22 protein-coding genes and 1 tRNA gene are annotated in these 20,980 nt (G+C 70.4%); 6 read left to right on the top strand and 17 right to left on the bottom strand.

The features are described from left to right. Positions 1 to 777 carry a 6-phosphogluconolactonase gene (gene pgl, locus ACTJJZ_RS05665; protein ID WP_440720206.1) on the top strand — a complete coding sequence of 259 codons (777 nt, stop codon included), beginning with the start codon at positions 1 to 3 and terminating at the stop codon, positions 775 to 777. Positions 778 to 820: 43 nt separating this feature from the next. Here pgl and ACTJJZ_RS05660 read toward each other — a convergent pair whose 3' ends face one another. After that, complete coding sequence (locus ACTJJZ_RS05660) at positions 821 to 2,011, bottom strand: DMT family transporter (protein ID WP_440720205.1); 1,191 nt, start codon at positions 2,009 to 2,011, stop codon at positions 821 to 823. Between the two features lie 67 nt (positions 2,012 to 2,078). Here ACTJJZ_RS05660 and def point away from each other — a divergent pair, with 67 nt between their 5' ends. The 3 genes from def (at position 2,079) to ACTJJZ_RS05645 (ending at position 3,518) form a co-directional block, all read left to right on the top strand. Further along, positions 2,079 to 2,645 carry a peptide deformylase gene (gene def, locus ACTJJZ_RS05655; protein ID WP_440720204.1) on the top strand — a complete coding sequence of 189 codons (567 nt, stop codon included), beginning with the start codon at positions 2,079 to 2,081 and terminating at the stop codon, positions 2,643 to 2,645. Positions 2,646 to 2,787: 142 nt separating this feature from the next. Next, positions 2,788 to 3,300, top strand: coding sequence for a septum formation family protein (locus tag ACTJJZ_RS05650; RefSeq protein ID WP_440720203.1), 513 nt, complete (start codon positions 2,788 to 2,790; stop codon positions 3,298 to 3,300). Between the two features lie 145 nt (positions 3,301 to 3,445). Next, positions 3,446 to 3,518: transfer RNA gene (locus ACTJJZ_RS05645), tRNA-Asn, on the top strand. Between the two features lie 79 nt (positions 3,519 to 3,597). On the opposite strand, the gene ACTJJZ_RS05640 is transcribed toward ACTJJZ_RS05645, so the two are convergent. The 4 genes from ACTJJZ_RS05640 to dusB are packed head-to-tail and all read right to left on the bottom strand — an operon-like array spanning position 3,598 to position 8,831. Next, a complete protein-coding gene (locus ACTJJZ_RS05640; RefSeq protein WP_440720202.1) occupies positions 3,598 to 4,368 on the bottom strand; it encodes an ATP-binding cassette domain-containing protein in 771 nt (256 codons plus the stop codon). Positions 4,369 to 4,403: 35 nt separating this feature from the next. Beyond that, on the bottom strand, positions 4,404 to 6,275 hold the full coding sequence (dnaG, locus tag ACTJJZ_RS05635) for a DNA primase (protein ID WP_440720201.1): 1,872 nt from the start codon (positions 6,273 to 6,275) through the stop codon (positions 4,404 to 4,406). Continuing rightward, a complete protein-coding gene (locus ACTJJZ_RS05630) occupies positions 6,275 to 7,651 on the bottom strand; it encodes a deoxyguanosinetriphosphate triphosphohydrolase (RefSeq protein WP_440720385.1) in 1,377 nt (458 codons plus the stop codon). The genes dnaG and ACTJJZ_RS05630 overlap by 1 nt, the downstream gene beginning before the upstream one ends. A 25-nt stretch (positions 7,652 to 7,676) precedes the next feature. Then, complete coding sequence (dusB, locus tag ACTJJZ_RS05625; protein ID WP_440720200.1) at positions 7,677 to 8,831, bottom strand: tRNA dihydrouridine synthase DusB; 1,155 nt, start codon at positions 8,829 to 8,831, stop codon at positions 7,677 to 7,679. A gap of 58 nt (positions 8,832 to 8,889) precedes the next feature. Here dusB and ACTJJZ_RS05620 point away from each other — a divergent pair, with 58 nt between their 5' ends. Next, a complete protein-coding gene (locus tag ACTJJZ_RS05620; protein WP_440720199.1) occupies positions 8,890 to 9,381 on the top strand; it encodes a glutathione peroxidase in 492 nt (163 codons plus the stop codon). Between the two features lie 27 nt (positions 9,382 to 9,408). Here the strand turns inward: ACTJJZ_RS05620 and ACTJJZ_RS05615 are convergent, their stop codons facing one another. Genes ACTJJZ_RS05615 through ACTJJZ_RS05605 form a run of 3 tightly spaced genes read right to left on the bottom strand, consistent with a single transcriptional unit; the run spans position 9,409 to position 12,944 of the window. Then, on the bottom strand, positions 9,409 to 10,092 hold the full coding sequence (locus ACTJJZ_RS05615; protein WP_440720198.1) for a DsbA family oxidoreductase: 684 nt from the start codon (positions 10,090 to 10,092) through the stop codon (positions 9,409 to 9,411). 45 nt (positions 10,093 to 10,137) lie between these two features. After that, positions 10,138 to 11,058, bottom strand: coding sequence for a tetratricopeptide repeat protein (locus ACTJJZ_RS05610; RefSeq protein ID WP_440720384.1), 921 nt, complete (start codon positions 11,056 to 11,058; stop codon positions 10,138 to 10,140). Positions 11,059 to 11,063: 5 nt separating this feature from the next. Then, a complete protein-coding gene (locus tag ACTJJZ_RS05605; RefSeq protein ID WP_440720197.1) occupies positions 11,064 to 12,944 on the bottom strand; it encodes a glycosyl transferase in 1,881 nt (626 codons plus the stop codon). A 186-nt stretch (positions 12,945 to 13,130) separates the two neighbouring features. Here ACTJJZ_RS05605 and ACTJJZ_RS05600 point away from each other — a divergent pair, with 186 nt between their 5' ends. Beyond that, a complete protein-coding gene (locus tag ACTJJZ_RS05600) occupies positions 13,131 to 14,195 on the top strand; it encodes an AI-2E family transporter (protein ID WP_440720196.1) in 1,065 nt (354 codons plus the stop codon). 18 nt (positions 14,196 to 14,213) lie between these two features. Here the strand turns inward: ACTJJZ_RS05600 and ACTJJZ_RS05595 are convergent, their stop codons facing one another. The 9 genes from ACTJJZ_RS05595 to rpsB all read right to left on the bottom strand — a co-directional run bounded on the left by ACTJJZ_RS05595 (position 14,214) and on the right by rpsB (position 20,885). Continuing rightward, positions 14,214 to 14,927, bottom strand: a complete 714-nt coding sequence (locus ACTJJZ_RS05595; protein ID WP_440720195.1) for an alpha/beta hydrolase — start codon at positions 14,925 to 14,927, stop codon at positions 14,214 to 14,216. A 1-nt stretch (position 14,928) separates the two neighbouring features. Further along, the gene (locus ACTJJZ_RS05590; protein ID WP_440720194.1) at positions 14,929 to 15,213 is read right to left on the bottom strand and encodes a hypothetical protein; all 285 of its coding nucleotides are present in this window, start codon (positions 15,211 to 15,213) and stop codon (positions 14,929 to 14,931) included. Positions 15,214 to 15,227: 14 nt separating this feature from the next. After that, entirely contained in the window at positions 15,228 to 15,911 is a 684-nt protein-coding gene (locus ACTJJZ_RS05585) for a transglycosylase SLT domain-containing protein (RefSeq protein WP_440720193.1), read from the bottom strand. Between the two features lie 70 nt (positions 15,912 to 15,981). Beyond that, positions 15,982 to 16,557, bottom strand: coding sequence for a DivIVA domain-containing protein (locus tag ACTJJZ_RS05580; RefSeq protein WP_440720192.1), 576 nt, complete (start codon positions 16,555 to 16,557; stop codon positions 15,982 to 15,984). After that, positions 16,554 to 17,621 carry a phosphatidate cytidylyltransferase gene (locus ACTJJZ_RS05575; protein WP_440720191.1) on the bottom strand — a complete coding sequence of 356 codons (1,068 nt, stop codon included), beginning with the start codon at positions 17,619 to 17,621 and terminating at the stop codon, positions 16,554 to 16,556. Before ACTJJZ_RS05575 ends, ACTJJZ_RS05580 begins: the two co-directional genes overlap by 4 nt. A gap of 8 nt (positions 17,622 to 17,629) precedes the next feature. Further along, positions 17,630 to 18,184, bottom strand: coding sequence for a ribosome recycling factor (gene frr, locus ACTJJZ_RS05570; RefSeq protein WP_440720190.1), 555 nt, complete (start codon positions 18,182 to 18,184; stop codon positions 17,630 to 17,632). 87 nt (positions 18,185 to 18,271) lie between these two features. Next, the gene (gene pyrH, locus ACTJJZ_RS05565) at positions 18,272 to 18,988 is read right to left on the bottom strand and encodes a UMP kinase (RefSeq protein ID WP_440720189.1); all 717 of its coding nucleotides are present in this window, start codon (positions 18,986 to 18,988) and stop codon (positions 18,272 to 18,274) included. 109 nt (positions 18,989 to 19,097) lie between these two features. Next, positions 19,098 to 19,925, bottom strand: coding sequence for a translation elongation factor Ts (tsf, locus tag ACTJJZ_RS05560; RefSeq protein ID WP_440720188.1), 828 nt, complete (start codon positions 19,923 to 19,925; stop codon positions 19,098 to 19,100). Positions 19,926 to 19,964: 39 nt separating this feature from the next. Next, positions 19,965 to 20,885: a 30S ribosomal protein S2 gene (gene rpsB / locus ACTJJZ_RS05555; protein WP_440720187.1), complete on the bottom strand. Its 921-nt coding sequence runs from the start codon at positions 20,883 to 20,885 to the stop codon at positions 19,965 to 19,967. Between the last annotated feature and the right edge of the window lie 95 nt (positions 20,886 to 20,980).

Raw genomic sequence — 20,980 nt, 5'->3', positions numbered from 1 at the left:
ATGGCCGCCGACCCCCTGAAGCGCGTCGTCGTCGGCGCGGATCCGGCAGCCCTCGCCAGCACGGTCGCGGACCGTTTCCTGGTGCGCGTGCAGGCCCGGATCCGCGACGGCAGACTCGCGCACATCGCCCTCACCGGCGGCAGCATGGGGTCGGCGGTCCTGCGCGCCGTCGCCGAGGATCCCCGCACGGCCGACGTCGACTGGTCGCTGGTGCACTTCTGGTGGGGCGACGAGCGGTTCGTGCCCGCCGGAGATCCGGACCGCAACGCCGGACAGGCGCGGGCGGCCCTGCTGGACCGGATCCCGGTGCCCGCGGAGAACATCCATGAGATGGCGGCGAGCGACGAGGGACTGAGCCTGGACGACGGCGCTCGCGCCTATGCGGCCGAGCTGGCCCGCTACGGCGAGCGTGGTCTCGCCTGGCCGTCGTTCGCGGTGTGCTTCCTGGGCGTGGGACCGGACGGCCACATCGCGTCACTGTTCCCGGACCGTCCGGAGATCACCGTGACGGATGCGGCGGTGCTCCCGGTGCGCAACTCCCCCAAGCCGCCCCCGGAGCGGATCACCCTGACCCGGCCGGTGATCAACGGGTCCAAGCGCGTCTGGATGGTGCTCACCGGTGCCGAGAAGGCCTCTGCTCTGGGGCTGGCCCTCGCGGGCGCGAACTACGAGAACGTGCCCGCCGCGGGCGCGAAGGGGCGCAAGCGCACCGTGTTCTTCGTGGACGAGGCCGCAGCCGCCGAGGTCGCTCCGGACCTCATCGACATCGACTACTGAGCGCTGCGCGCGCTGAATCCGCGCTCCACGCCCGGAGCGGTCGTCAGCGGGCGCGTCCGGCCGCTCCGCCGTGTCCGTCCGCGTCCCGGCGTGCTGCCGGGCCGGCCGGATCGTCACGGCGGAAGGGCGCGACGTTCGACGGCCATTCCGGCCAGTGCGCGTCGCCGGGCGCGGACGGACCTTCCTCTGCCGGCGGTTCGTTTTCCTCGCGCGGTTCGTCGCGCGCCGGCGGTTGCCCGGACCGGGCCGTTCCGCCGGACTGAGCGGGATGCGCGGCCCCTCCGGAGCCGCCCCGGGTGATCGGCAGCTCCTGGCTCTCGCTCATCACCTGCGGGTGGTAGCGAGCCAGCGACACCACGCCCCAGCCGGCGATGACGCCGGAGACCCCGAACGCGAAGAAGACCCAGGTCGGCGCGGCGGATCCCTCCTCGAGCACCAGCAGGCCGATCAGCACCGCGACCATGGGGTCGACGACGGTGAGCCCGGCGATGACCAGGTCGGGCGGGCCGGAGCCGTACGCCGTCTGCACGAAGTAGGCGCCCGCCGCGGCGGCGGCGACCAGTGCGATCACGCAGACCAGGGTGAGCCAGTCGAACTGGCTGTACTGGATGCGCGTGATGACGACCTTAGCCAGCGTCGCCACGAAGCCGTACAGGATGCCCGCGCCGGTCACGTAGAACAGCGCACGCATGCGCCGGCGCAGGATGAGCCAGCAGGTGCCGAGCAGGATGATCACGAGCAGCAGGATCGTGAGGATCGTGAACAGCTGGATCTCGGTGATCGGATGCTCGGCCGCGAACAGCGCGGCGAACAGCACGAAGATGAAGATGCCGCCGACGCAGGCGACGATCGACACCACCGATCGCTTGGTCGGCGAGACGCCGCTGACCCGCGCGTTCAGCAGGGTCGTGATGACCAGCGCGATCGCTCCGAGCGGCTGCACCACGATCAGAGGAGCCTTGGTGAGCGCGGCCAGCTGGCAGACGACGGCGAGGGCCAGCATGAGGGTGCCGACGATCCAGGAGGGACGGGTGAGCAGCCCCTTGACCTGCGCCCAGCTCAGCCCGGTGTCGGCGTCGGACCCGCTCAGCCGCTCGACCTTCTCCACCCCGCGGTGCTGGTACTGGGCACCGAGCGACATGAACACGGCGCCGGCGAGTGCCAGCGGGATCCCCAGCAGCAGGCCGGGATTGCCGAACACGCCGGCGAGATGCTCGCCGACGCTCCCCGCCATGATCCGTGTCAAGTCCCCGTGCACTCTTCGACCATACCCGGCCTCTGCGCCCGGATAGGGTTGACGCGTGGCAGTGCTTCCGATTCGCATCATGGGCGACCCCGTCCTGCATTCCCCCGCCGACCCGGTCGATGAGATCACCGACGAGATCCGCACCCTGGTGGCGGACATGCACGAGACCATGGACGTCGCTCCCGGCGTCGGGCTCGCCGCTCCTCAGGTCGGCGTGGGCCTGCGGATCTACGTCTACTCCTACGTGGACGACGACGAGAACCCGTGGCGCGGCGAGATCATCAACCCGGTCCTCTGGATGGCGCCGCTCGAACCGGGCGCTCCGGATCCCGATCTCGAATCGGAGGGCTGCCTCTCCTTCCCCGGGGAGCGGTTCCCGCTGCGCCGCTCCGAGCGCGTGCTCGTGCTCGGCACGGACCTCGAGGGACGCCAGGTGCGCATCGAGGTGGACGGCTGGCGTGCGCGCATCATGCAGCACGAGTTCGATCACCTGGACGGGATCCTGTACGTCGACCGCCTCGACGACGGCGACTGGAAGACGGTGCAGAAGATCGCCCGCAAGCGCGGCTGGGGACGTCCCGGCGTCAGCTGGCTGCCGGGCGTCGATCACCTCGAGGGCTGACCCGAAAAGTTCCACTCGGGCCAGAAACAGGCCCGGTGGAGCGCGCATTTTCCGGCGGTTTGGAATCCCCCGGCGACCCCGCTACGGTCATAGTCGGTCCCGCATTCTGCGGGGATTCATAGCTTTCAGAGGGGGAATTCTCATGAACGAGCGCACGGTCCTGCGCCGCCTGGCGGTGCTCGGCTCCGCTGCCGTCCTCGCCGTCGGGCTCAGCGGGTGCAGCCTGCTGAGCAGCGCACTCGGCGGAGGCGGCGACGCCCCGCGTGACGACAAGAGCGGGAAGGTCACGCAGAGTTCGAACGTCGACATCTTCAACCTGAAGGTCGGCGACTGCAAGCTCAAGGACTCGGGAACCCAGATCAGCGAGACCGACGTCGTGCCGTGCGACAAGCCGCACGACGAGGAGGTCTACTACGAGTTCAAGCTGGCGGACGGTGAGTACGACAGCAGCGTCATCGACACCGAGGTGAACAAGTGCGCCGAGGACGCGTTCACGAGCTTCATCGGCGTCGCCTACGACGCCTCCAGCCTCGACGTGTCCTACATGACGCCGACGAAGGACACCTGGGAGAAGATGAACGACCGCCTCGTACAGTGCATCGTCAGCGACCCGGCCGGGCAGACCATCGGCTCCCTCAAGGGCGCCGCACGCTGATCCGATCACCTCGAAGGGGCTCGCCACGGCGGGCCCCTTCGGCGTTCCGGGACCCTTCCGGCGACGCGCCCGGGCGGCGGCCCGTGGTGAGCGGAGCGGTCCACCTTTGCTATAGTTGTCGAGTTGCCCGCGCAGCGGGAAGCATTCCTCGGTAGCTCAATTGGCAGAGCAGCCGGCTGTTAACCGGCAGGTTCTTGGTTCGAGTCCAAGCCGGGGAGCGATCCCCCGAAGGCCCCGTCATCGACGGGGCCTTCGTCGTCCCCGGCGCAGGCGAGCGGCGGGCCGGCAGGCTGCGACTCAGTGCGCCGGTTGCGTCCCCGGAGTCCAGAGCAGGTCGGCGCCGGCCCCGCGGGCCACGACGTTGCCGTCGCGGATCATCAGGGTCTCGGCCCCGAGCTCGCGGGCGAATGCGGCGTCGTTGCTCACCAGCAGCGCCGCCATGCCGCTCCCCTTGCGTCGCCGGGTGATCGCGTCGAACACGACCGGGCGGACCTCCAGGTCGAGGTTCGCGAGCGGCTCGTCGGCGATGAGAACCTTCGGATCCAGCACGAGTGAGCGGGCGATCGCGACGCGCTGACGCATGCCGGCGCTCAGCTCGTAGGGGAACGACGCCGCGAGGCCCAGCGGGAGGTGCAGTTCGTCGAGCAGCGTCGCCACGCGGACGGCGAGCGCCTTCATGTTCACCCGCCGCTCGCGCTGCAGGATCGGCTCCGCGATGATCTCCTGGACGGTCAGCTGCGGCGTGAGCAGCGCCCCCGCGTTCTGCGGCAGGTAGCCGGCGCGATAGGTGAGCTCACGCAGGCGGCGCCCCGGATGCCGCACCGAGACGCCGGTGACGGTCGCAGAGCCCCCGACGACGCGGATCGTCGGATCCGAGGCGCCGGCCAGCGCGCCCACCAGCGTCGACTTGCCTGATCCGGTCGCCCCTGCGATGCACATCAGCTCACCGGCGGGCAGGGTGAACGTCACGCCGTCGATCGCCCTGGTGGGACCGGAATGCCCGATCCGGTCGATCACGATGTCCTCGCAGACGATCGCCGCCGATCCGTCCTCCGTTGCACGCGCCATGACGACCATCCTGCCCTGAACCGGCGCAGCCGAGGTCAGGACTCGAGGAACTTCTGCCGCTCGACGTCGATGTCCCGAAGACGCACGCGCAGGGCGCGCCCGCCGTCGGAGTCCGGGGGGAGACGCTGGATCGCGCCCAGCAGCTCGTTCTTCTCCCGATCGAGCCCCCGCAGGATGAGCCGCCGGCACAGGCCCGTGGAGGACTGCTTGGCGCTCTCCTCGTCCTTGGCCGGGAACGCCGCCATCAGCAGCTCCCCCGCGAGCGAGCGGTACGGTTCGCGCACCGCGTCCACCGCCTGCAGCGCCCAGCCGGGCCGCTGCCGGTCCGTGACCTGCGCGATCGCCTCGCGCACCGCGTCCAGCCCCGGCACCGTGAACGGCATGCCGACCGCGCGCTGCAGCAGCTCGGCGTCCAGCTGGTGCCCGTACTGCAGGGCGCCCATCAGCGCGTCGCGCTCGAGATGCGCGTCGCCCGTGCGCGGCAGTGCGCCGATCGTGACCAGGGCGAGCGGGGACGCCTCTCCCCCCGGCGGGGCCTGGGCCACGCCGGTCGCGCGCGCGGCGGGCGCCGGCGCACCCTGGCGTTCGCGTCGCTCATTACGACGCACCTCGGAGTGCACGTCGGTCGGATCCATGCCCAGCCGGCGCGCGAGGATGCGCTCGTACTCCGGACGCAGCAGGGCGTCGCGGATCTCCGCGACGATCGGCGCGGCGGCGCGCAGAGCGCCGACCCGGCCCTCCGCCGTGCCCAGGTCGAAGGATCCGATCTTCCGGTCGATCACGAACTCGAACATCGGCACCTTGGTGGTCATCAGCCCGCGCACCGCCGCATCGCCGCGCTGCAGGCGCAGATCGCAGGGATCCAGTCCGTCCGGCGCGACCGCGACGAAGGTCTGCGCGTTGAACCGGTCGTCCTCCGTGAACGCGCGCAGGGCCGCCTTCTGCCCCGCCTCGTCGCCGTCGAACGTGAACACGACCTCGCCGGCCGCGGAGTCGTCACCCATCACCCGGCGCAGCAGCTTGATGTGCTCGGCGCCGAAGGCCGTCCCGCAGGTGGCGATCGCCGTGGTGACCCCCGCCAGGTGGCAGGCCATCACGTCGGTGTACCCCTCGACCACGACCACGCGCTTGGGATCGCCGCGCGAGATGTCGCGCTTGGCGAGGTCGAGGCCGTAGAGCACCTGCGCCTTCTTGTAGATCGGCGTCTCGGGCGTGTTCAGGTACTTCGGACCCTGATCGTCGTCGTAGAGCTTGCGTGCACCGAAACCGATCGTCTGCCCCGTCACATCGCGGATCGGCCAGACGACACGGCCGCGGAAGCGGTCGTACACACCGCGCTGGCCCGTGGAGACGAGCCCGGCGGCGGTGAGCTCGTCCCGGCTGAAGCCCTGCGCGCTGAGCGCCTTGAGCATGCCGTCCCAGCCGCGCGGCGCGTAGCCGACGCCGAAGTGCGCGGCGGCACCGGCGTCGAATCCGCGCTGGCCGAGGAAGGCGCGCGCGGACTCGGCCTCGGGGCTGAGCAGCCGGCTTCGGAAGAACTCCGCGGCCGCCGTGTTCGCGGCGTACAGCCGGCTGCGGCCGCTGGTCTCCGGGGCAGGGCCGCCGTCCTCGTAGTGCAGGGTGTAGCCGACACGCCCCGCGAGCCGCTCCACCGCCTCGGTGAAGCTGACATGGTCCATCTCGCGCAGGAACGAGTACACGTCGCCCGAGGCGCCGCAGCCGAAGCAGTGGTAGTAGCCGACCTGCGGGCGGACGTGGAAGCTCGGGCTCTTCTCGTCGTGGAACGGGCACAGGCCCTTCATCGATCCCACGCCGGCCGACTTCAGCGAGACGCGCTCGCCGACGATGTCCGCGATGTTGGTGCGCGATTTGACCTCGTCGACGTCGGCCTGCAGGATCCGCGGCATCAGCGCACCTCTGCGGCCCGCGGCGCGTGCGTCCTGGCCCCGGGGCGGGCGTGCCGCGGCGACCAGATCCCGACCTCGGCCGGGTCGATGTCGCCGACCAGTCGGTTGTGCCAGTCGACCGCGGTCTGGTCCGTGAGGCTCGCCACCTGGTCCACCACCACCCTGGCACGCTCGGCATCGGATCCGGCCGCGTGGAAGTCGGCCGCGAACGCCGGCTCCAAGACGTCGGCGCCGGCGGTCCACAGCGCGTCGGTCGACCACAGCGCGTCCGCGAGGCGCTTCAGCACCCGGCGCTGCTCCTTGTACACGCCACGGCGGGCGTCGATCGTGACGATCGCCTGCCCCATGATGCCCTTCAGCACCGCGATCTCGGCCTCGATGACCTTCGGCACGACCACGTGGGCGCTGTACCGGGCGAGCGTGGGGCCGGGATAGGCCTCGCGGGTCGCGGAGACCGCGGCCCGCGCGAACCGGCCGATCATGTCGCTGGTGAGGTTCTTCAGGCGTGCGAGGTCGCGTCGGGAGCGGTCGAACGAGCTCAGCCACATGGGCTGGCGGGTGAGCCGGTACAGCGCGTCGGCGAGGTCCTCACGGGTGAAGTCGTAGCCCACCCACTGCTGGACCCGGCCGACGAGCGCGTGGTGCTCGGCCGGATCCGCCAGCTGGGCGACGTCGAGGTAGCCGTTCACGACCGCGTCCTCGAAGTCGTGCACCGAGTACGCGATGTCGTCGGAGAGGTCCATGATCTCCGCCTCGATGCAGCGCAGCCGGCCAGGGGCGCCCTCGCGCATCCAGCGGAACACATCCTCGTCATCGGGGTAGACGCCGAACTTCAGCCGCCCGCCCGGGTCGGGCAGCGGGCTGTCCGAGGTCCACGGATACTTGCAGGTCGCGTCCAGGCTCGCGCGGGTGAGGTTGAGCCCGACCGAGCGCTCCTGGTCGTCGAGGACCTTCGCCTCCAGCCGGGTCAGGATCCGCAGCGACTGCGCGTTCCCCTCGAAGCCGCCGATGTCCTCGGCCCACTCGTTGAGCGCCCGCTCGCCGTTGTGTCCGAACGGCGGGTGACCGAGGTCGTGGCTGAGGCACGCCGTGTCGACCACGTCGGCGGAGACGCCGAGCGCGACCGCGAGCTCGCGCCCGACCTGGGCGACCTCGAGGGAGTGCGTGAGCCGGTTGCGGGCGAAGTCGGCCGTGCTCGCCGGGCTGAGCACCTGCGTCTTGGCGGCGAGGCGCCGCAGTCCCGCGGAGTGCAGCACGCGCGCGCGATCGCGGGCGAAGTCGTCGCGCTCGGAGCGGTGCGTCTCGGCGAAGAAGCGGGCCGCGTCGTGAGCGCCGTAGCCGTCGGCGAGCGGGGTGCCGCCGGGGCGGCCCGGCACGGACGGCCCGGCCGCCCGGGAAGGGTCAGCCGCCACTGTTGTCGACCTCGGCGCCGCGCATCATGTCGGTGGTGTCCGCGGCGACCTCGCGGGAGCTCAGCCAGCCCTCCGGAAGCGCGGTCCGCTTGGGAGTGCCGGCCCGGCCCCGCTGCCCCTCAGCCGGCGCGCCGGGGTACGGGGCGTCGCCGAGCGTGCCGAGGAGGTCGTCGATCTCCTGCAGGGTGGACACCCGGGCGAGGGCCGCACGGGTCTCCCCGCCGACCGGGTAGCCCTTGAAATACCAGGCGACGTGCTTGCGGATGTCCTTGCAGCCGCGGTCCTCGTCCTCGAAGAACTCGACGAGCAGCTCGGCGTGCCGCCGGAAGGCCTCCTTGACGAACCCGAGCGTCGCGTCGACCTTCGTGGAGCGCTCGTCGCCGAACGCCCCGGCCAGCTCGCCGAACAGCCATGGCCGCCCGAGGCAGCCGCGCCCGACCACCACGCCGTCGCAGCCGGTCTCCGCCATCATCCGCACGGCGTCGTCTGCCGACCAGATGTCGCCGTTGCCGAGCACCGGGATCGAGGTGACGGCCTGCTTGAGCTCGCCGATCGCGGACCAGTCCGCGTGGCCGGAGTAGTACTCCGAGGCCGTGCGGGCGTGCAGCGCCACGGCGGCGGCCCCTGCGTCCTCCGCGGCGCGGCCGGCGTCGAGGAACGTGAGGTGGTCGCGATTGATGCCCTTGCGCATCTTCACCGTGAGCGGCACGTCGCCGGCGGCCTTCACGGCGCGGTCCACGATCTCGGCGAACAGCCCGATCTTCCAGGGCAGCGCCGCTCCCCCGCCCTTGCGGGTGACCTTGGGCACCGGGCAGCCGAAGTTCAGGTCGATGTGGTCGGCGCGATCCTCGGCGACGATGATGCGCACGGCCTCGGCGATCGTGGCCGGATCCACCCCGTAGAGCTGGATCGAGCGCGGCGTCTCGCTCTCGTGATGCTGGATCAGCCGCATGGTGATCGCGTTGCGCTCGACGAGGGCGCGCGAGGTGATCATCTCGCTGACGTACAGCCCGGCACCGTATTCGCGGCAGAGGCGCCGGAACGCGGTGTTGGTGATCCCGGCCATCGGTGCGAGGACGACGGGGACGTCGATGCGCAGCGGGCCGATCTGCAGCGGGCGGACGGAGGCGGGGGCGAGAGTCATCGTCTCCATTGTCCCAGATCCCGAGCCCCGGATCCCCGTCGCGCCTAGGCTTGTGCACATGTCGGACACTGCGCTGCGCCAGATCCCGTTCCTCGACGCCGAAGGCACCGCCCGCACCCTCGACGATTACGGCACCGGGCCGGTGCTCGTCGTCAACGTCGCCTCGAAGTGCGGCCTCACCCCGCAATACGCGCAGCTCGAGGAGCTGCAGCGCCAGTTCGGCGACCGGGGGTTCACCGTGGTCGGTTTCCCGTGCAACCAGTTCTTCGGTCAGGAACCCGGATCGATGGACGAGATCCTCGAGTTCTGCTCCACGACGTACGGCGTCTCGTTCCCGATCACCGACAAGGTCAAGGTCAACGGCCGCAACGCCGCCGAGCTCTACAAGGCGCTCACGCAGACCGAGGACGGCCGGGGCAAGGCCGGGAGGGTGGAGTGGAACTTCGAGAAGTTCCTGGTCGGCCCGGACGGCTCCGTGCGCCGCTTCCGCCCGAAGCAGGTGCCGGACGATCCCGAGATCGTCGCGGCGATCGAGGACGCACTCGGCTGAGACGCTCCGGCGCGGCTCCCGGAGTGCTCAGCCTTCGACGATCTCCGCGCTCTCGCCGCGCTTCGCCCACAGCTCGCGGAGCACGTTCGCGAACGCCTCCGGAGGCTGGGCGCCGCTGACGCCGTACTGCCCGTCGATCACGAAGAACGGCACGCCCTGGATGCCGTAGGCCTGCGCCTGCGCCTGATCCTGACGAACGTCGTTCAGGTGCCGCCCGCTGCTCAGGGCCTGGTGCGCGCCGGCCCGGTCCAGGCCGATCTCCTCCGCCAGGTCTGCGAGGTCGTCGATCCGGCCGACGTGACGACCCTCGATGAAGTACGCGGACATGAGCCGCTCCTCCATCTCGTGCTGACGTCCCTGCGCCTTCGCGTGATGCAGCAGCTCATGCGCCTTCACGGTGTTGGTGTGCTGGAGCAGATCGAAGCGGTACTCGAGCCCCGCTCCCCTGGCGATGCCGGTGACGCGCTCCAGCATCTGCTCGACCTGCGCGCGGGACATGCCCTTGTGGTTCATCAGGAAGTCGGCCTCGTCGCCCTCGAAGTCGACGGGGGTGTCCGGCGACAGTTCGAACGAGTGGAACGTGATCGTCACCTGCGGGGCGTCCTCGTCCTCCGCGGTGGCCGCGAGACCCGCCTCGAGATTGCGCTTGCCGATGTAGCACCACGGGCAGGCGATGTCGGACCAGATGTCGATCGAGATGGGTTGGCTCACACCTCGATTCAACCGCATGTTCCGAAGCCCTATTCCGGTGCTGCGTCAGAACAGCAGCGTCGCCAGCCGCTTGCGCGCCGCGATCACGCGGGGGTCCGCGTCGCCGACCAGCCCGAAAAGCTCGACCAGGCGCTCCCTGACAGCGCTCCGCTCGTCCGGCTCGACCGCGGAGAACAGATCGAGGAGGCGGTCGAAGGCGTCGCCGACATGACCCCCGGCGATGTCCAGATCCGCGACCGCGAACTGCGCCGGCACGTCCGTGGGGGCCGCCGCGGCCGCCGCACGCGCCTCGTTCAGATCGAGGCCCTGCGTGCGGTGCAGCAGACGCACCTGGCCCAGGCCGGCCCTGGCGTCCTCGTCGCGCGGGTTCTCCGCGAGCGCCTTCTCGTAGGCCGCGATCGCCGCGGCGTAGTCGCCCGCCTCGATCGCGTCGAACGCGGCCTGATGCAGCGGCGGAAGCGGCTTCTCGGCCGGCGACTCCGGCTCCCCATCGGCGTCGCCCACGGGGACCGTGCCCGTCACTCCGTGCTGCGCGGCGAGCTCGAGCAGCTGCGCGAACACCTGGCGGACCTCCTCCTCCGGCACGGCGCCGGTGAACAGCGGCACCGGCTGGCCGGCCACGAGCGCCACCACCATCGGGATCGACTGCGCGCGGAACCCCTGGGCGAGCTGCGGATTCGCATCGACATCGACCTTCGCCAGCACGATGCGCCCGGCGAGCTCCGTGACGACCTTCTCCAGCACCGGGCTGAGCTGCTTGCACGGACCGCACCACTCGGCCCAGAGGTCCACCACGACGGGGACCGTCCGGGACAGCTCCAGGATCTGCCCGAACGTGGCGTCGGTGACGTCCACGACGAGCGGCGTCACCTGCCCGTCGGGACGAGGCGCTTCCGCAGCCGGACCGGCCGGACGGTTGCGCAATGAGGACAGGTCGACGGCGCCGCGGAGGGCGGCGGCGGACATCTCGGTCACTTGATCTCCGTAACGCTCTGCAACTGCTGAGACACTGCCAGCAGTGTCACCTTGTCGGTCGATCCCTGGGCGGGGACCGAGAAGAACAACTGGACGCCGTACACCGTGTCGAAGCCCTTGGTCGACGAGTCGACACCGGTGAGCGCCTTGCCCGCCGGGAAGACGACGGTGCCGTCCGGCTTCACGTTGATGATCGACGCGTCGGGAACCGACGGCTTCGACGTCTGCGTGTCCTGGATGGTCACCGCGACGACCGCGCCGCTGTCGATCGCGGACATCGAGACCGGCGCCGCGGTGCCCGCACTCGCGGCGAATGTGAGGGTCGAGGTCTGATCGGTCCCCTCGTCCTTGAGCTTCTTCAGGAGTGCCGCTCGGCTGTCCTGGAAGGACTTCACGAAGACGAGCGCCGTCTTGTCGAACGTCGCGTACGACGGGCTCTTGTCGCCCTTGTCGATCACGTCGGCGAAGTCGCGGCCGACGTCCTTCGGCTCGACGGCGAGGAAGGGCGAGTCCGGCGGGGTGAGCTTCGCGCCCAGCCAGGCCGGAGCCATGTTCGGCAGCTTCGCGGCCGCCTGCATCTCGGCGACGTAGGAGATCTTGTAGTTCGACCACGGATCCGACTGCGTCATCGTCATGATCAGCGGCGCCACCTTCTGGTCGGTGCCGTGCTCGACGAGCATCAGGACCGTGCGCGGCCAGGAGTCGTACGCCTGCGGCACGAGGATCCGGATCTTGTCGGCGGGGATCGCGGGGGGCAGCGCGAAATCGGTGACGCTGGCGCGCACCTTGTACGCCGTCTTGCGCGCTTCGAGGGCCGGTCCGTCCAGTCGGCTGGCGGCGAGATCCACGTCGAGCTTCTTGTCCGCGTCGGCGAGCGTGCCGGAGATGCTCTCCAGGATCCGGGAGGCCTGCGCCTGCGTGACGGCAGGCGCCTGCTGCCCGTGCTCCGCCGCCTCGGTGGTCGTCGGCGTCGGCGTGGCCGTGACGGCCGGATGCGGCCAGGCGTCAGGGGTGCAGCCGCTCAGCAGGGCCGCTGCGACGCCCACCGCCGGCACGATCAGGAGGGCGCGGCGCCTCTGTGTCGGGACTGCGCGGCGCTCGGCCGCGGCGTCCCCTGGCCGGTTGCCGTAGGTGCGCTTCGGGCCGCTCGCCGGTGCGGCGCCCCGCGACGCCTCCGTCCTGGTGCCCTCGATCTCGGCGTGCTCGGGCACGTCGATCGGCGAGGTCTCCGGCAGGGGCGGCGGCGCCTTGCGGCGCGGACCGCGTCCGCGACGGGAGTGCCGGATCGCGAGCACGTACAGGACCAGTCCGAGCAGCAGGAACACGCCGCCGGCGACCATGAGCGGGCCCGCCCACGGCGTGGCGTTGTCCAGCGGCCAGGAGACGACCACGTCGCTCGGCGCGTCCGTCTTGCCGTCCGAGGCGACCAGCACGCTGACGCCCTCCGGAACCTGCATCTGGTCGATCAGGGTGTTCTTGTCGGTGACGCTGTCCAGCCACAGGTCGGATCCCGCCGGGTTCCGGTTCTGCGCCTTCGCGCCGTCCGCCGTGGTCTTCGGCTCGACGACCTCGGACCGGGTCGACCCGTCCTTCGCGAGCGTGATGCGGTTGTAGCTGGTGTCGGAGAGCCAGGCGTCCAGGTCCGCGTCGCGGGCCTGTGCCACGAAGATCGTGCCGTCGCCGTGCGCGACCAGCTTCTGCTCGCCGGGGTGGGCACGCAGCACCGCAGAGTCGATCACGGTGTAGTGCTGCGGCGCCTTGACCGTCAGTTCTGCGGAGACGTCCTTCGGGCCGAGGAAGACGGTTCGCTGCGCGATGCCCGCCCCGATCAGCACGGCCGCAAGCACGAAGGCCACGACGGCCCATACAAAACGCACGAAATGTCTCCTCCGCGATCCTCGGGCCGGCGCCCGCGATCTCCGCTCGACGTTTCAGACTAGCGAAACGACCTGTAAGGATGCCACGAGGGACCGGTGTCCCGTCTGCACTGGCCGCCGCGCGGCGATGCGCGGAGGCAGGGCCGTGCTCTCCCGGTTACGCTGAGGGACCGACACGGAGGTTCCATGAAGCTGCACAACCCGTTCCGCACCGCCCTGGTGGCGACGCTCGGCGTGGGTCTCGGCATCATGCTCATCGAGAGCCTGCAGTCGCTCTCCACGATCCTGCTCTACGTCGGCACGGCCCTGTTCCTGAGTCTCGGCCTCGATCCCATGGTGAGCTGGCTGACGAGGCACCGGCTGCCGCGCTGGGCGGCCGTGCTCGTCACGATCCTCGTGGTGCTCGGGGTCTTCGCCGGCATCGTGCTCATGGTGATCCCGATCCTGGTGAACCAGATCTCCCAGCTGGTCACCCAGATCTCGGCGCTGGTGACCCGCGGCACGGCGCTCGCGGACTTCCGGCAGCGGCTCACCGAGCTCTTCCCCAACCTCGACGTGGACACCGTGTTCACGTACATCAACGGCTGGCTGACCAAGAACCTGGGCGACATCAGCAACTCGATCGGGCAGGGTGTGATCGTCCTGGGCGGGGCGCTCTTCGCCGGCATCAGCGGCACCTTCATCGTCCTGATCCTGACGATCTACTTCACCGCGGCGATCCCGTCGCTGAAGGGCGCCGTCTACCAGGTCGTGCCGGCGTCCAAGCGCGACCGCTTCATCGACCTCGCCGAGCAGATCACGGCCTCGGTCGGCCACTACGTCATGGGCCAGGTCACGATGGGCGTGATCAACGGGCTGCTGAGCTTCATCTTCCTCTCGATCATCCAGGCGCCGTTCCCGATCGTGCTCGCGGTGATCGCGTTCTTCTTCTCCCTGATCCCGCTCGTCGGCACCCTCACCGGATCCACGATCATCGTGCTGCTGTGCCTGATCCCGGGGCTGGGATCGCCGCCGCTGGCGTGGCTGATCGCCGCGATCTACTACCTCATCTACATGCAGATCGAGGCATACGTGATCTCGCCGCGGGTGATGAACCGCGCCGTGTCCGTTCCCGGCGCCGTCGTCGTCATCGCGGCCCTCTCCGGGGGCGCGCTGCTGGGCCTGCTCGGGGCGCTCATCGCGATCCCGGTCGCCGCCAGCATCCTGATCATCTACCGTCAGGTGCTGATCCCCCGCATGAACGAGCGCTGACGCGGGGACCTGCCGGCCTCAGCCCGCCGGCCACTCCCGCGCCAGCGGGAGCGCGGCGGGGTTGACCGCGGCGACGATCTCGTCGAGCACCCGCCGGGTCTGGCTCTCCCCCACCCACAGGTGCCTGCCGCCGGCGACCGCGATGACTTTCGCGTCCGGGATCGCCGCGAACCGGGCGGCCGCCTCGGGCGGGCGCAGGTAGTCGTCGAGTTCGGGCACGAGCACGACCACGTGACGGTGGTCGTGCGCCCAGGCGGCCACCTCCTCCGGCGTCGCGCGGTGCAGCGGAGGAGAGAGCAGGATCACGCCCTCGATGTCGTGCTCGCGTCCGTACTTGAGCGCGAGCTCGGTCCCGAAGGACCAGCCGACCAGCCAGGGGCGCGGCAGCCCTCGTTCGCGCACGAGGTCCATCGCCGCGGCCACGTCGAGCCGCTCCGCGCCGCCACCGTCGAACTCGCCGTCGCTGGTGCCGCGGGGCGAGCTCGTGCCGCGCGTGTTGAACCGCAGCACGGCCAGGTCCGCCAAGGCGGGGAGCCTGGCGGCTGCCTTGCGCAGGATGTGCGAATCCATGAAGCCGCCCGCCGTGGGAAGCGGATGCAGGGTGACCAGCGTGGCGACCGGATCCGCATCCGCAGGCAGGGCGAGCTCGCCCACCAGGCGCAGCCCGTCGCCGGTGCGCAGCTCGATGTCCTCGCGCCGCGCCGGCAGGGCGCGGGGTCCGCGGATCTCCACGTCAGCTCCTCGTCCAGCAGCCGCCGTGCCAGTGCCGGCGTGCGGCCAGGTCCGCGGCGTCACCGAGGACGCCGTCCGCACGCCACACCACCAGGTGCGCCGTGCCGGCCGTGATCATGCCCGAGCAGCCGGGGCACAGGTACTCCTTCTGCGCCTGCGCGGCCGTCAGCGGCTGCACGTACCACTCCGCGGCGCCCCTCACCTCGGTGCGCTTCCATCCCGCGATGAGACGGTCCAGGGAGTCCTCGCGCGGGCGCTCCGGACGTCGTCGATGCGAGCGTGGCATGGGCTAGCGGACTCTCACCACCAGTTGTTGGCGGCCCAGAACGACTGCGCTGCCGCCCAGCTGCCGTAGCGTCCCACCGCGTAGCCGTTGGCCCAGCGGAGATTGTCGACGGGGTTGTAGCCGTTGCCCGGCACCTTGTCGCAAGGGTAGGCCTGGGCCAGCCCGCACGCGCCCGAGCTGCTGTTCGTGGCGTTCGGGTTCCAGCCGCTCTCGCGGCTGACGATGTAGTCGACGTAGCCCCAGTCGCTCGAGGCGATGCCGGCGGCCGCCATCCACTCCGCCGGCGCACCGCCGCCGCTGTAGAACAGCGGCGCAGGACCCGAGTCGCTGCTCGAGTCGGAAGACGAATCCGACGACGCGACCTCCGGGGTGGGAGTCGGCGTGGGGGTCGGCTTGGGCTTCACGTACACCCCGAAGACGTCCCTGGCCTGTGCGGTCGGTGCGGCGCCGTGCACGGACACCGTGATGTTCTGCGCGTCGTGCGCGGCGAGCGAGTACGCCGTCGTCGCGGCGGCTGCGGAAGGCACGGCGCTGGACATCGCGAAGCCGGCTGGCGCCACGATCGCGACCGAGAACCCGACGACCGCGAGGCCCGCGAGAATCGCCGACGTCGTGCGGCGACGCGGGGACGCGGCGGTGCCGCGGGCAGCACGGGATACGGAGTCCTTCTGCGCGGCGTTTCGGGCGGGCGCCGACATCAAATCGTTATCGGGAGTCACAATGGCTCCGAGTTTAGCCAGCCGAACCTGAATTCGCGATGGGAATCGCTCAGCGGATCGCAAGCAGCACGTCGATCGTCGCGTCCAGGAGGGCGTCGACCTGCTCTTCCCGGTATCCGCGGCGCTGCATCCGGAACGCCGTCTGGCGCACCTGCTCGGCGGAGAGCTCGTCGCCGTCGCGGAGGAAGCGCACGATCCGCTTCGCGACGTGATCGACCTCGTCGATCCGGTATCCGAAGGTGAGCAGCCCGGTACGGGCGAAGCGGTGCCCCTGCGGCCGGCTGAGATGCTCGAGGATCACCTGAGCCTCCGAGCGCGCCTGCCCCACCCAGGCGGACGCGCCGCGCGCCGCGACCGCCATCGCCCGCTCGCGCTGCGCGAACGCCTCCTCGACGCGGGCGAGGGCGGCGTCGACCGCGACGATCTGATAGCCGCCGCGCACCAGCGGGAACGAGGCCGCCCGGATGTCGGCGGCGCTGATCCCCTCCGCCTCCTCCTCGAACGCGCGACGCGCGCGCCCCAGGAAGGCGTCCACCGCGGCGCGCTGGTAGCCCTTCTCGCGCCGGCCGACCACGGGGAAGCTGGACGACGAGCCGGTGCTCGGCTCGTCTGCGGAATTCGTCATGCGGCCGCCAAGGGTGTGAGGAGGTGGAACAGGGCGAGGGCGACGACGGCCGAGGGCAGGATGCTGTCCAGCCGGTCCAGCAGTCCGCCGTGGCCGGGCAGCCAGGAGCTCATGTCCTTGATGCCGAGGTCGCGCTTCAGGAGCGATTCCCCCAGGTCGCCGAGCGTCGCCGAGGCGACCAGGGCCGCGCCGAACACGACGCCGGCCCACCACGGGATGCCGAGCATGAAGTAGCCGATCAGCGCGCCGGCCACGAGCGACCCCAGCACCGCCCCGGCGAAGCCCTCCCAGGTCTTCTTCGGGCTCACCCGCGGGGCCATCGGGTGGCGTCCGCCGCGCCCGAAGAGGAGACCGGACGCGTAGGCGGCGGTGTCGGCCACCACGACCACGATGATGAAGGCGAGGACCCACCACTCGCCGCGCGGCTGGTGCAGCAGCATGAGGGTGATCGCGCCGAGGAACGGCACGTAGACCTGGATGAAGCCGGCCGCGAGCACGTCCGTCAGGACGTCGCCGTAGGTGCGGCCGTCGCGCGCGACCATCTGTCCGACCAGCCGCCACACGACGACCGCGAAGACGGCGACGAACAGCATCACCCAGCACAGCCACGGCTCGGCGAAGTAGCCGGCCGCGGCCAGGGCTGCGCCCACGACGAGGTGCGGCCAGAGATCGACCTTGCGCCCTCCGGCGCGCAGCGCCAGGACGAGCTCCCAGATCGCCAGCAGCACGATTGCGAGACCGACGATCACGAAGGACCACTTCGCGAGCAGCAGCGACGCAAGCATCACCGCGCCGATCAGCACCCCCACGAGGGTCGCGAGCACGAGGTCGCGACCCGTGCGCTCCTTGATCCGCTCGTTCGCCTGGTCGATCTGTCCACGGGCGTGCGAGACATGCGTCTCGATCTCCGCCTTCTTCGCCTGCCACTGTGCGTGCAGGTTGTCACCGGTCCGCGGCGGCGCGTTCTCGCCGCTGCGCGGGGGCAGGTCATCCCCCGTGCGCGGCGGCAGGGGCGGGCGCGGGGGGATCCGCGAGGCGTCGTCGTCCCCGGATGGCGTGCTCATGCCGGGCCTCAGACCTCGAGGAGCTCGGCCTCTTTGCGCTTGACAGCCTCGTCGATCAGATCGACGTGCTGGCGCGTGAGGGAATCCAGTTCCTTCTCGGCGCGGGCGATCTCGTCCTCGCCGAGTTCGCTCTTCAGAGCGTCCAGCTCGTCCTTCGCCTTGCGACGGATCCCGCGGACGTGCACCTTGGCGTCCTCGCCCTTCGACTTCACCAGCTTGACGTACTCCTTGCGGCGGTCGGCAGTGAGCTCAGGCATGGTGACGCGGATCAGGTTGCCGTCGTTGGTGGGGTTCGCACCGAGGTTCGGCATGTCGCGGATGGCCTGCTCGATGGCCTTCAGCGCGGACTTGTCGTAGGGCGTGACGTTGAGGGTGCGCGCCTCGGGGTTCGCCAGGGAGGCGAGCTGCGCGAGCGGAGTGGGCGTGCCGTAGTACTCGACCAGCACCTTCTGGAACATCTGCGGGTTGGCACGGCCGGTGCGCACCGTGCTGAAGTCCTCCTTGGCGGCCTCGACGGCGCGCTGCATGCGGGAGGTGGTGTCGGCGAGGACATCCGCGATCACGGTGACTCCTATCGTCAGGGGGTTCGACTCAGTCTATCGGGGGTGCGNGGCCGAGGATCCGCGCGGAACCGGATGATCCGTGCGGCATCAGGCGATGACGCGGGTGCCGATCGGCTCGCCGAGCAGCGCGCGCGTGATGTTGCCCGCCGGCTCCATGCCGAACACCCGCATGTCCATGCCGTTGTCCATGCAGAGGCTGAACGCGGTCGAGTCGACGACCTTCAGTCCGCGCACCAGGGCGTCCTGGAAGGTGATCTCCTCGATCCGCTCGGCCGAGGAGTCCTTCTTCGGGTCGGCCGTGTAGATCGCGTCGACGCCGTTCTTCGCGACCAGCACCTCGTCGGCGCCGATCTCCAGCGCGCGCTGCGCCGCGACCGTGTCGGTGGAGAAGTACGGCAGACCGGCGCCGGCGCCGAAGATCACGACCCGGCTCTTCTCCATGTGCCGCTCCGCGCGCAGCGGCAGGTACGGCTCGGCTACCTGGGTCATCGCGATCGCGGACTGCACCCGCGGCGACGCGCCCGCCTGCTCCAGGAAGTCCTGCAGGGCGAGGGCGTTCATGACCGTGCCGAGCATGCCCATGTAGTCCGCGCGGGCGCGGTCCATACCGCGCTGGCTGAGCTCCGCGCCGCGGAAGAAGTTGCCGCCGCCGACGACGACGGCGATCTCCACCCGGTCGGTCGCTGCGGCGATCTCCCGGGCGATCTGACTGACGATGTCGGGGTTGACCCCGAGCTGGCCGCCGCCGAAGGCCTCTCCGGAGAGCTTGAGGACGACGCGACGTCGACCCTGTCGTTCGGTCATGGAGTGCTTCCTCTCATCCGTGAACAAGTTACCGTGCCAGGCACGTCAGATCCTTCGGGGCATGACGAAGGGGTCCGGACCCTGACGGATCCGAACCCCTTCAATGCTGTTACGCGCCGACCTTGAAGCGCGCGAAGCCGGTCACGGTGAGACCGGCGTCCTTCGCGACCTGGCCCACGGACAGCTTGTTGTCCTTGGCGTAGTCCTGCTCGAGCAGGGCGACCTGCTTGAAGAACGCGGTCACGCGCCCCTCGACGATCTTCGGCAGCGCCGCCTCCGGCTTGCCCTCGTTGCGAGAGATCTCGGTGACGATCTCGCGCTCCTTCTCGACGTCCGCCGCCGGCACGTCCTCGCGGGACAGGTACGACGGGTTCGCGAACGAGATGTGCTGGGCGATGCTGCGCGCGGTCTCCGCGTCGCCGCCCGTGTAGGCGACGACCACGCCGATCTGCGGCGGCAGGTCCTTGCTGGTGCGGTGCAGGTACACCTCGGTGCTGTCGCCCGCGATGGTGGCCACGCGACGCAGCTCGACCTTCTCGCCGATGATGGCCGCCTCGTCCGAGATCAGCTGCTCGACGGTCTGGCCGCCGGCATCGGCCGCGAGGGCCTCCTCGACCGAGTTCGCCTTGGCCGCGGCGGCCGCGTCGGCGACCTTGTCGGCCAGCGCGATGAAGCGCTCGTTCTTCGCGACGAAGTCGGTCTCGCAGGCGAGCTCGACGAGCGTCACGCCGCCGTCCTGCTCGCGGGCGACGACCAGGCCCTCGCTGGTGGAACGGTCCGCGCGCTTGGCGTTGCCCTTGGCACCCTTCAGGCGCAGGATCTCGACGGCCTTCTCGACGTTGCCGTCAGCCTCCTCGAGCGCCTTCTTGGTGTCGACCATTCCCGTGCCGAGCTGCTCACGCAGCGCCTTGATGTCGGCGATGGTGAAGTTGGCCATGTTGTGGTGGCTCCTTGCTTCGTGTGTGTGCGTGGTTGCTTACTTGGAGTCGGCAGTCTCGGTGGCGGCGACCTCGGCGGTCTCCTCGCCGGACTCGGCGGCGATCGCCTCGTCGTGCGCGACGGCCGCGGCGGCGTCATCGGCCGACTCGGTCGCGACGACCTCAGCGGTCTCCTCGGCGGCCGCAGCGGGCGCCTCGTCCGCGGCAGGAGCCTCGAGCAGCTCCTGCTCCCACTCCGCGAGCGGCTCGGCGTCGCCGGCGTCGGGGTTGTGCTTGAGCTGCAGGCCCTCGGCCGCGGCGTCCGCGATGATGCGGGTCAGCAGGGAGACCGAGCGGATCGCGTCGTCGTTGCCGGGGATCGGGTACTGGAAGTCGTCCGGGTCGGCGTTGGTGTCGAGGATGCCGATCACCGGGATGCCGAGCTTCTTGGCCTCGTCGATGGCGAGGTGCTCACGCTTGGCGTCGACGACCCACAGGGCCGACGGGGTCTTGGTGAGGTTGCGGATGCCGCCCAGCGACTTGTGCAGCTTGTCGAGCTCGCGCTTCTTGAGCAGCAGCTCCTTCTTGGTGAAGCCCGAGACGGACGGGGTCTCGTAGTCGAGCTCCTCGAGCTCCTTCATGCGGGCGAGGCGCTTCGCGATGGTGGAGAAGTTGGTGAGGAGGCCGCCGAGCCAGCGCTGGTTGACGTAGGGCTGGCCGACGCGGGTGGCCTGCTCGGCGAGGATCTCCTGCGCCTGCTTCTTGGTGCCCACGAAGAGGATGGTGCCGCCGTGCGCGACGGTCTCCTTGACGAAGTCGTAGGCCTTGTCGATGTAGCCGAGCGACTGCTGCAGGTCGATGATGTGGATCCCGCTGCGCTCCGTGAGGATGAAGCGCTTCACCTTCGGGTTCCACCGGCGGGTCTGGTGTCCGAAGTGAACGCCGCTGTCGAGCAGCTGGCGGATGGTGACGACGGCCATGGTCGTACTCCTTGTTGTTGAGGTTGTTCTCCCGGTCGGTCGACCGGCGATCCTGGTGCCCGGCGCGCACTCCGCCCTCTTCCGAGGGACCTGTG

Origin of the sequence: Microbacterium sp. 22242 (assembly GCF_052045495.1) — a bacterium.
Taxonomy (GTDB): Bacteria; Actinomycetota; Actinomycetes; order Actinomycetales; family Microbacteriaceae; genus Microbacterium.
This window is presented reverse-complemented; position numbering and strand designations above follow the sequence as displayed.

Bases quoted from the DNA above. Each gene is read 5' to 3' on its own strand.
- pgl (WP_440720206.1), top strand. From the start codon at position 1: ATGGCCGCCGACCCCCTGAAGCGCGTCGTCGTCGGCGCGGATCCGGCA.
- ACTJJZ_RS05660 (WP_440720205.1), bottom strand. From the start codon at position 2,011: ATGGCGGGGAGCGTCGGCGAGCATCTCGCCGGCGTGTTCGGCAATCCC.
- ACTJJZ_RS05650 (WP_440720203.1), top strand. From the start codon at position 2,788: ATGAACGAGCGCACGGTCCTGCGCCGCCTGGCGGTGCTCGGCTCCGCT.
- ACTJJZ_RS05640 (WP_440720202.1), bottom strand. From the start codon at position 4,368: ATGGCGCGTGCAACGGAGGACGGATCGGCGGCGATCGTCTGCGAGGAC.
- dnaG (WP_440720201.1), bottom strand. From the start codon at position 6,275: ATGCCGCGGATCCTGCAGGCCGACGTCGACGAGGTCAAATCGCGCACC.
- dusB (WP_440720200.1), bottom strand. From the start codon at position 8,831: ATGACTCTCGCCCCCGCCTCCGTCCGCCCGCTGCAGATCGGCCCGCTG.
- ACTJJZ_RS05620 (WP_440720199.1), top strand. From the start codon at position 8,890: ATGTCGGACACTGCGCTGCGCCAGATCCCGTTCCTCGACGCCGAAGGC.
- ACTJJZ_RS05610 (WP_440720384.1), bottom strand. From the start codon at position 11,058: ATGTCCGCCGCCGCCCTCCGCGGCGCCGTCGACCTGTCCTCATTGCGC.
- ACTJJZ_RS05600 (WP_440720196.1), top strand. From the start codon at position 13,131: ATGAAGCTGCACAACCCGTTCCGCACCGCCCTGGTGGCGACGCTCGGC.
- ACTJJZ_RS05590 (WP_440720194.1), bottom strand. From the start codon at position 15,213: ATGCCACGCTCGCATCGACGACGTCCGGAGCGCCCGCGCGAGGACTCC.
- ACTJJZ_RS05585 (WP_440720193.1), bottom strand. From the start codon at position 15,911: ATGTCGGCGCCCGCCCGAAACGCCGCGCAGAAGGACTCCGTATCCCGT.
- ACTJJZ_RS05580 (WP_440720192.1), bottom strand. From the start codon at position 16,557: ATGACGAATTCCGCAGACGAGCCGAGCACCGGCTCGTCGTCCAGCTTC.
- ACTJJZ_RS05575 (WP_440720191.1), bottom strand. From the start codon at position 17,621: ATGAGCACGCCATCCGGGGACGACGACGCCTCGCGGATCCCCCCGCGC.
- pyrH (WP_440720189.1), bottom strand. From the start codon at position 18,988: ATGACCGAACGACAGGGTCGACGTCGCGTCGTCCTCAAGCTCTCCGGA.
- tsf (WP_440720188.1), bottom strand. From the start codon at position 19,925: ATGGCCAACTTCACCATCGCCGACATCAAGGCGCTGCGTGAGCAGCTC.
- rpsB (WP_440720187.1), bottom strand. From the start codon at position 20,885: ATGGCCGTCGTCACCATCCGCCAGCTGCTCGACAGCGGCGTTCACTTC.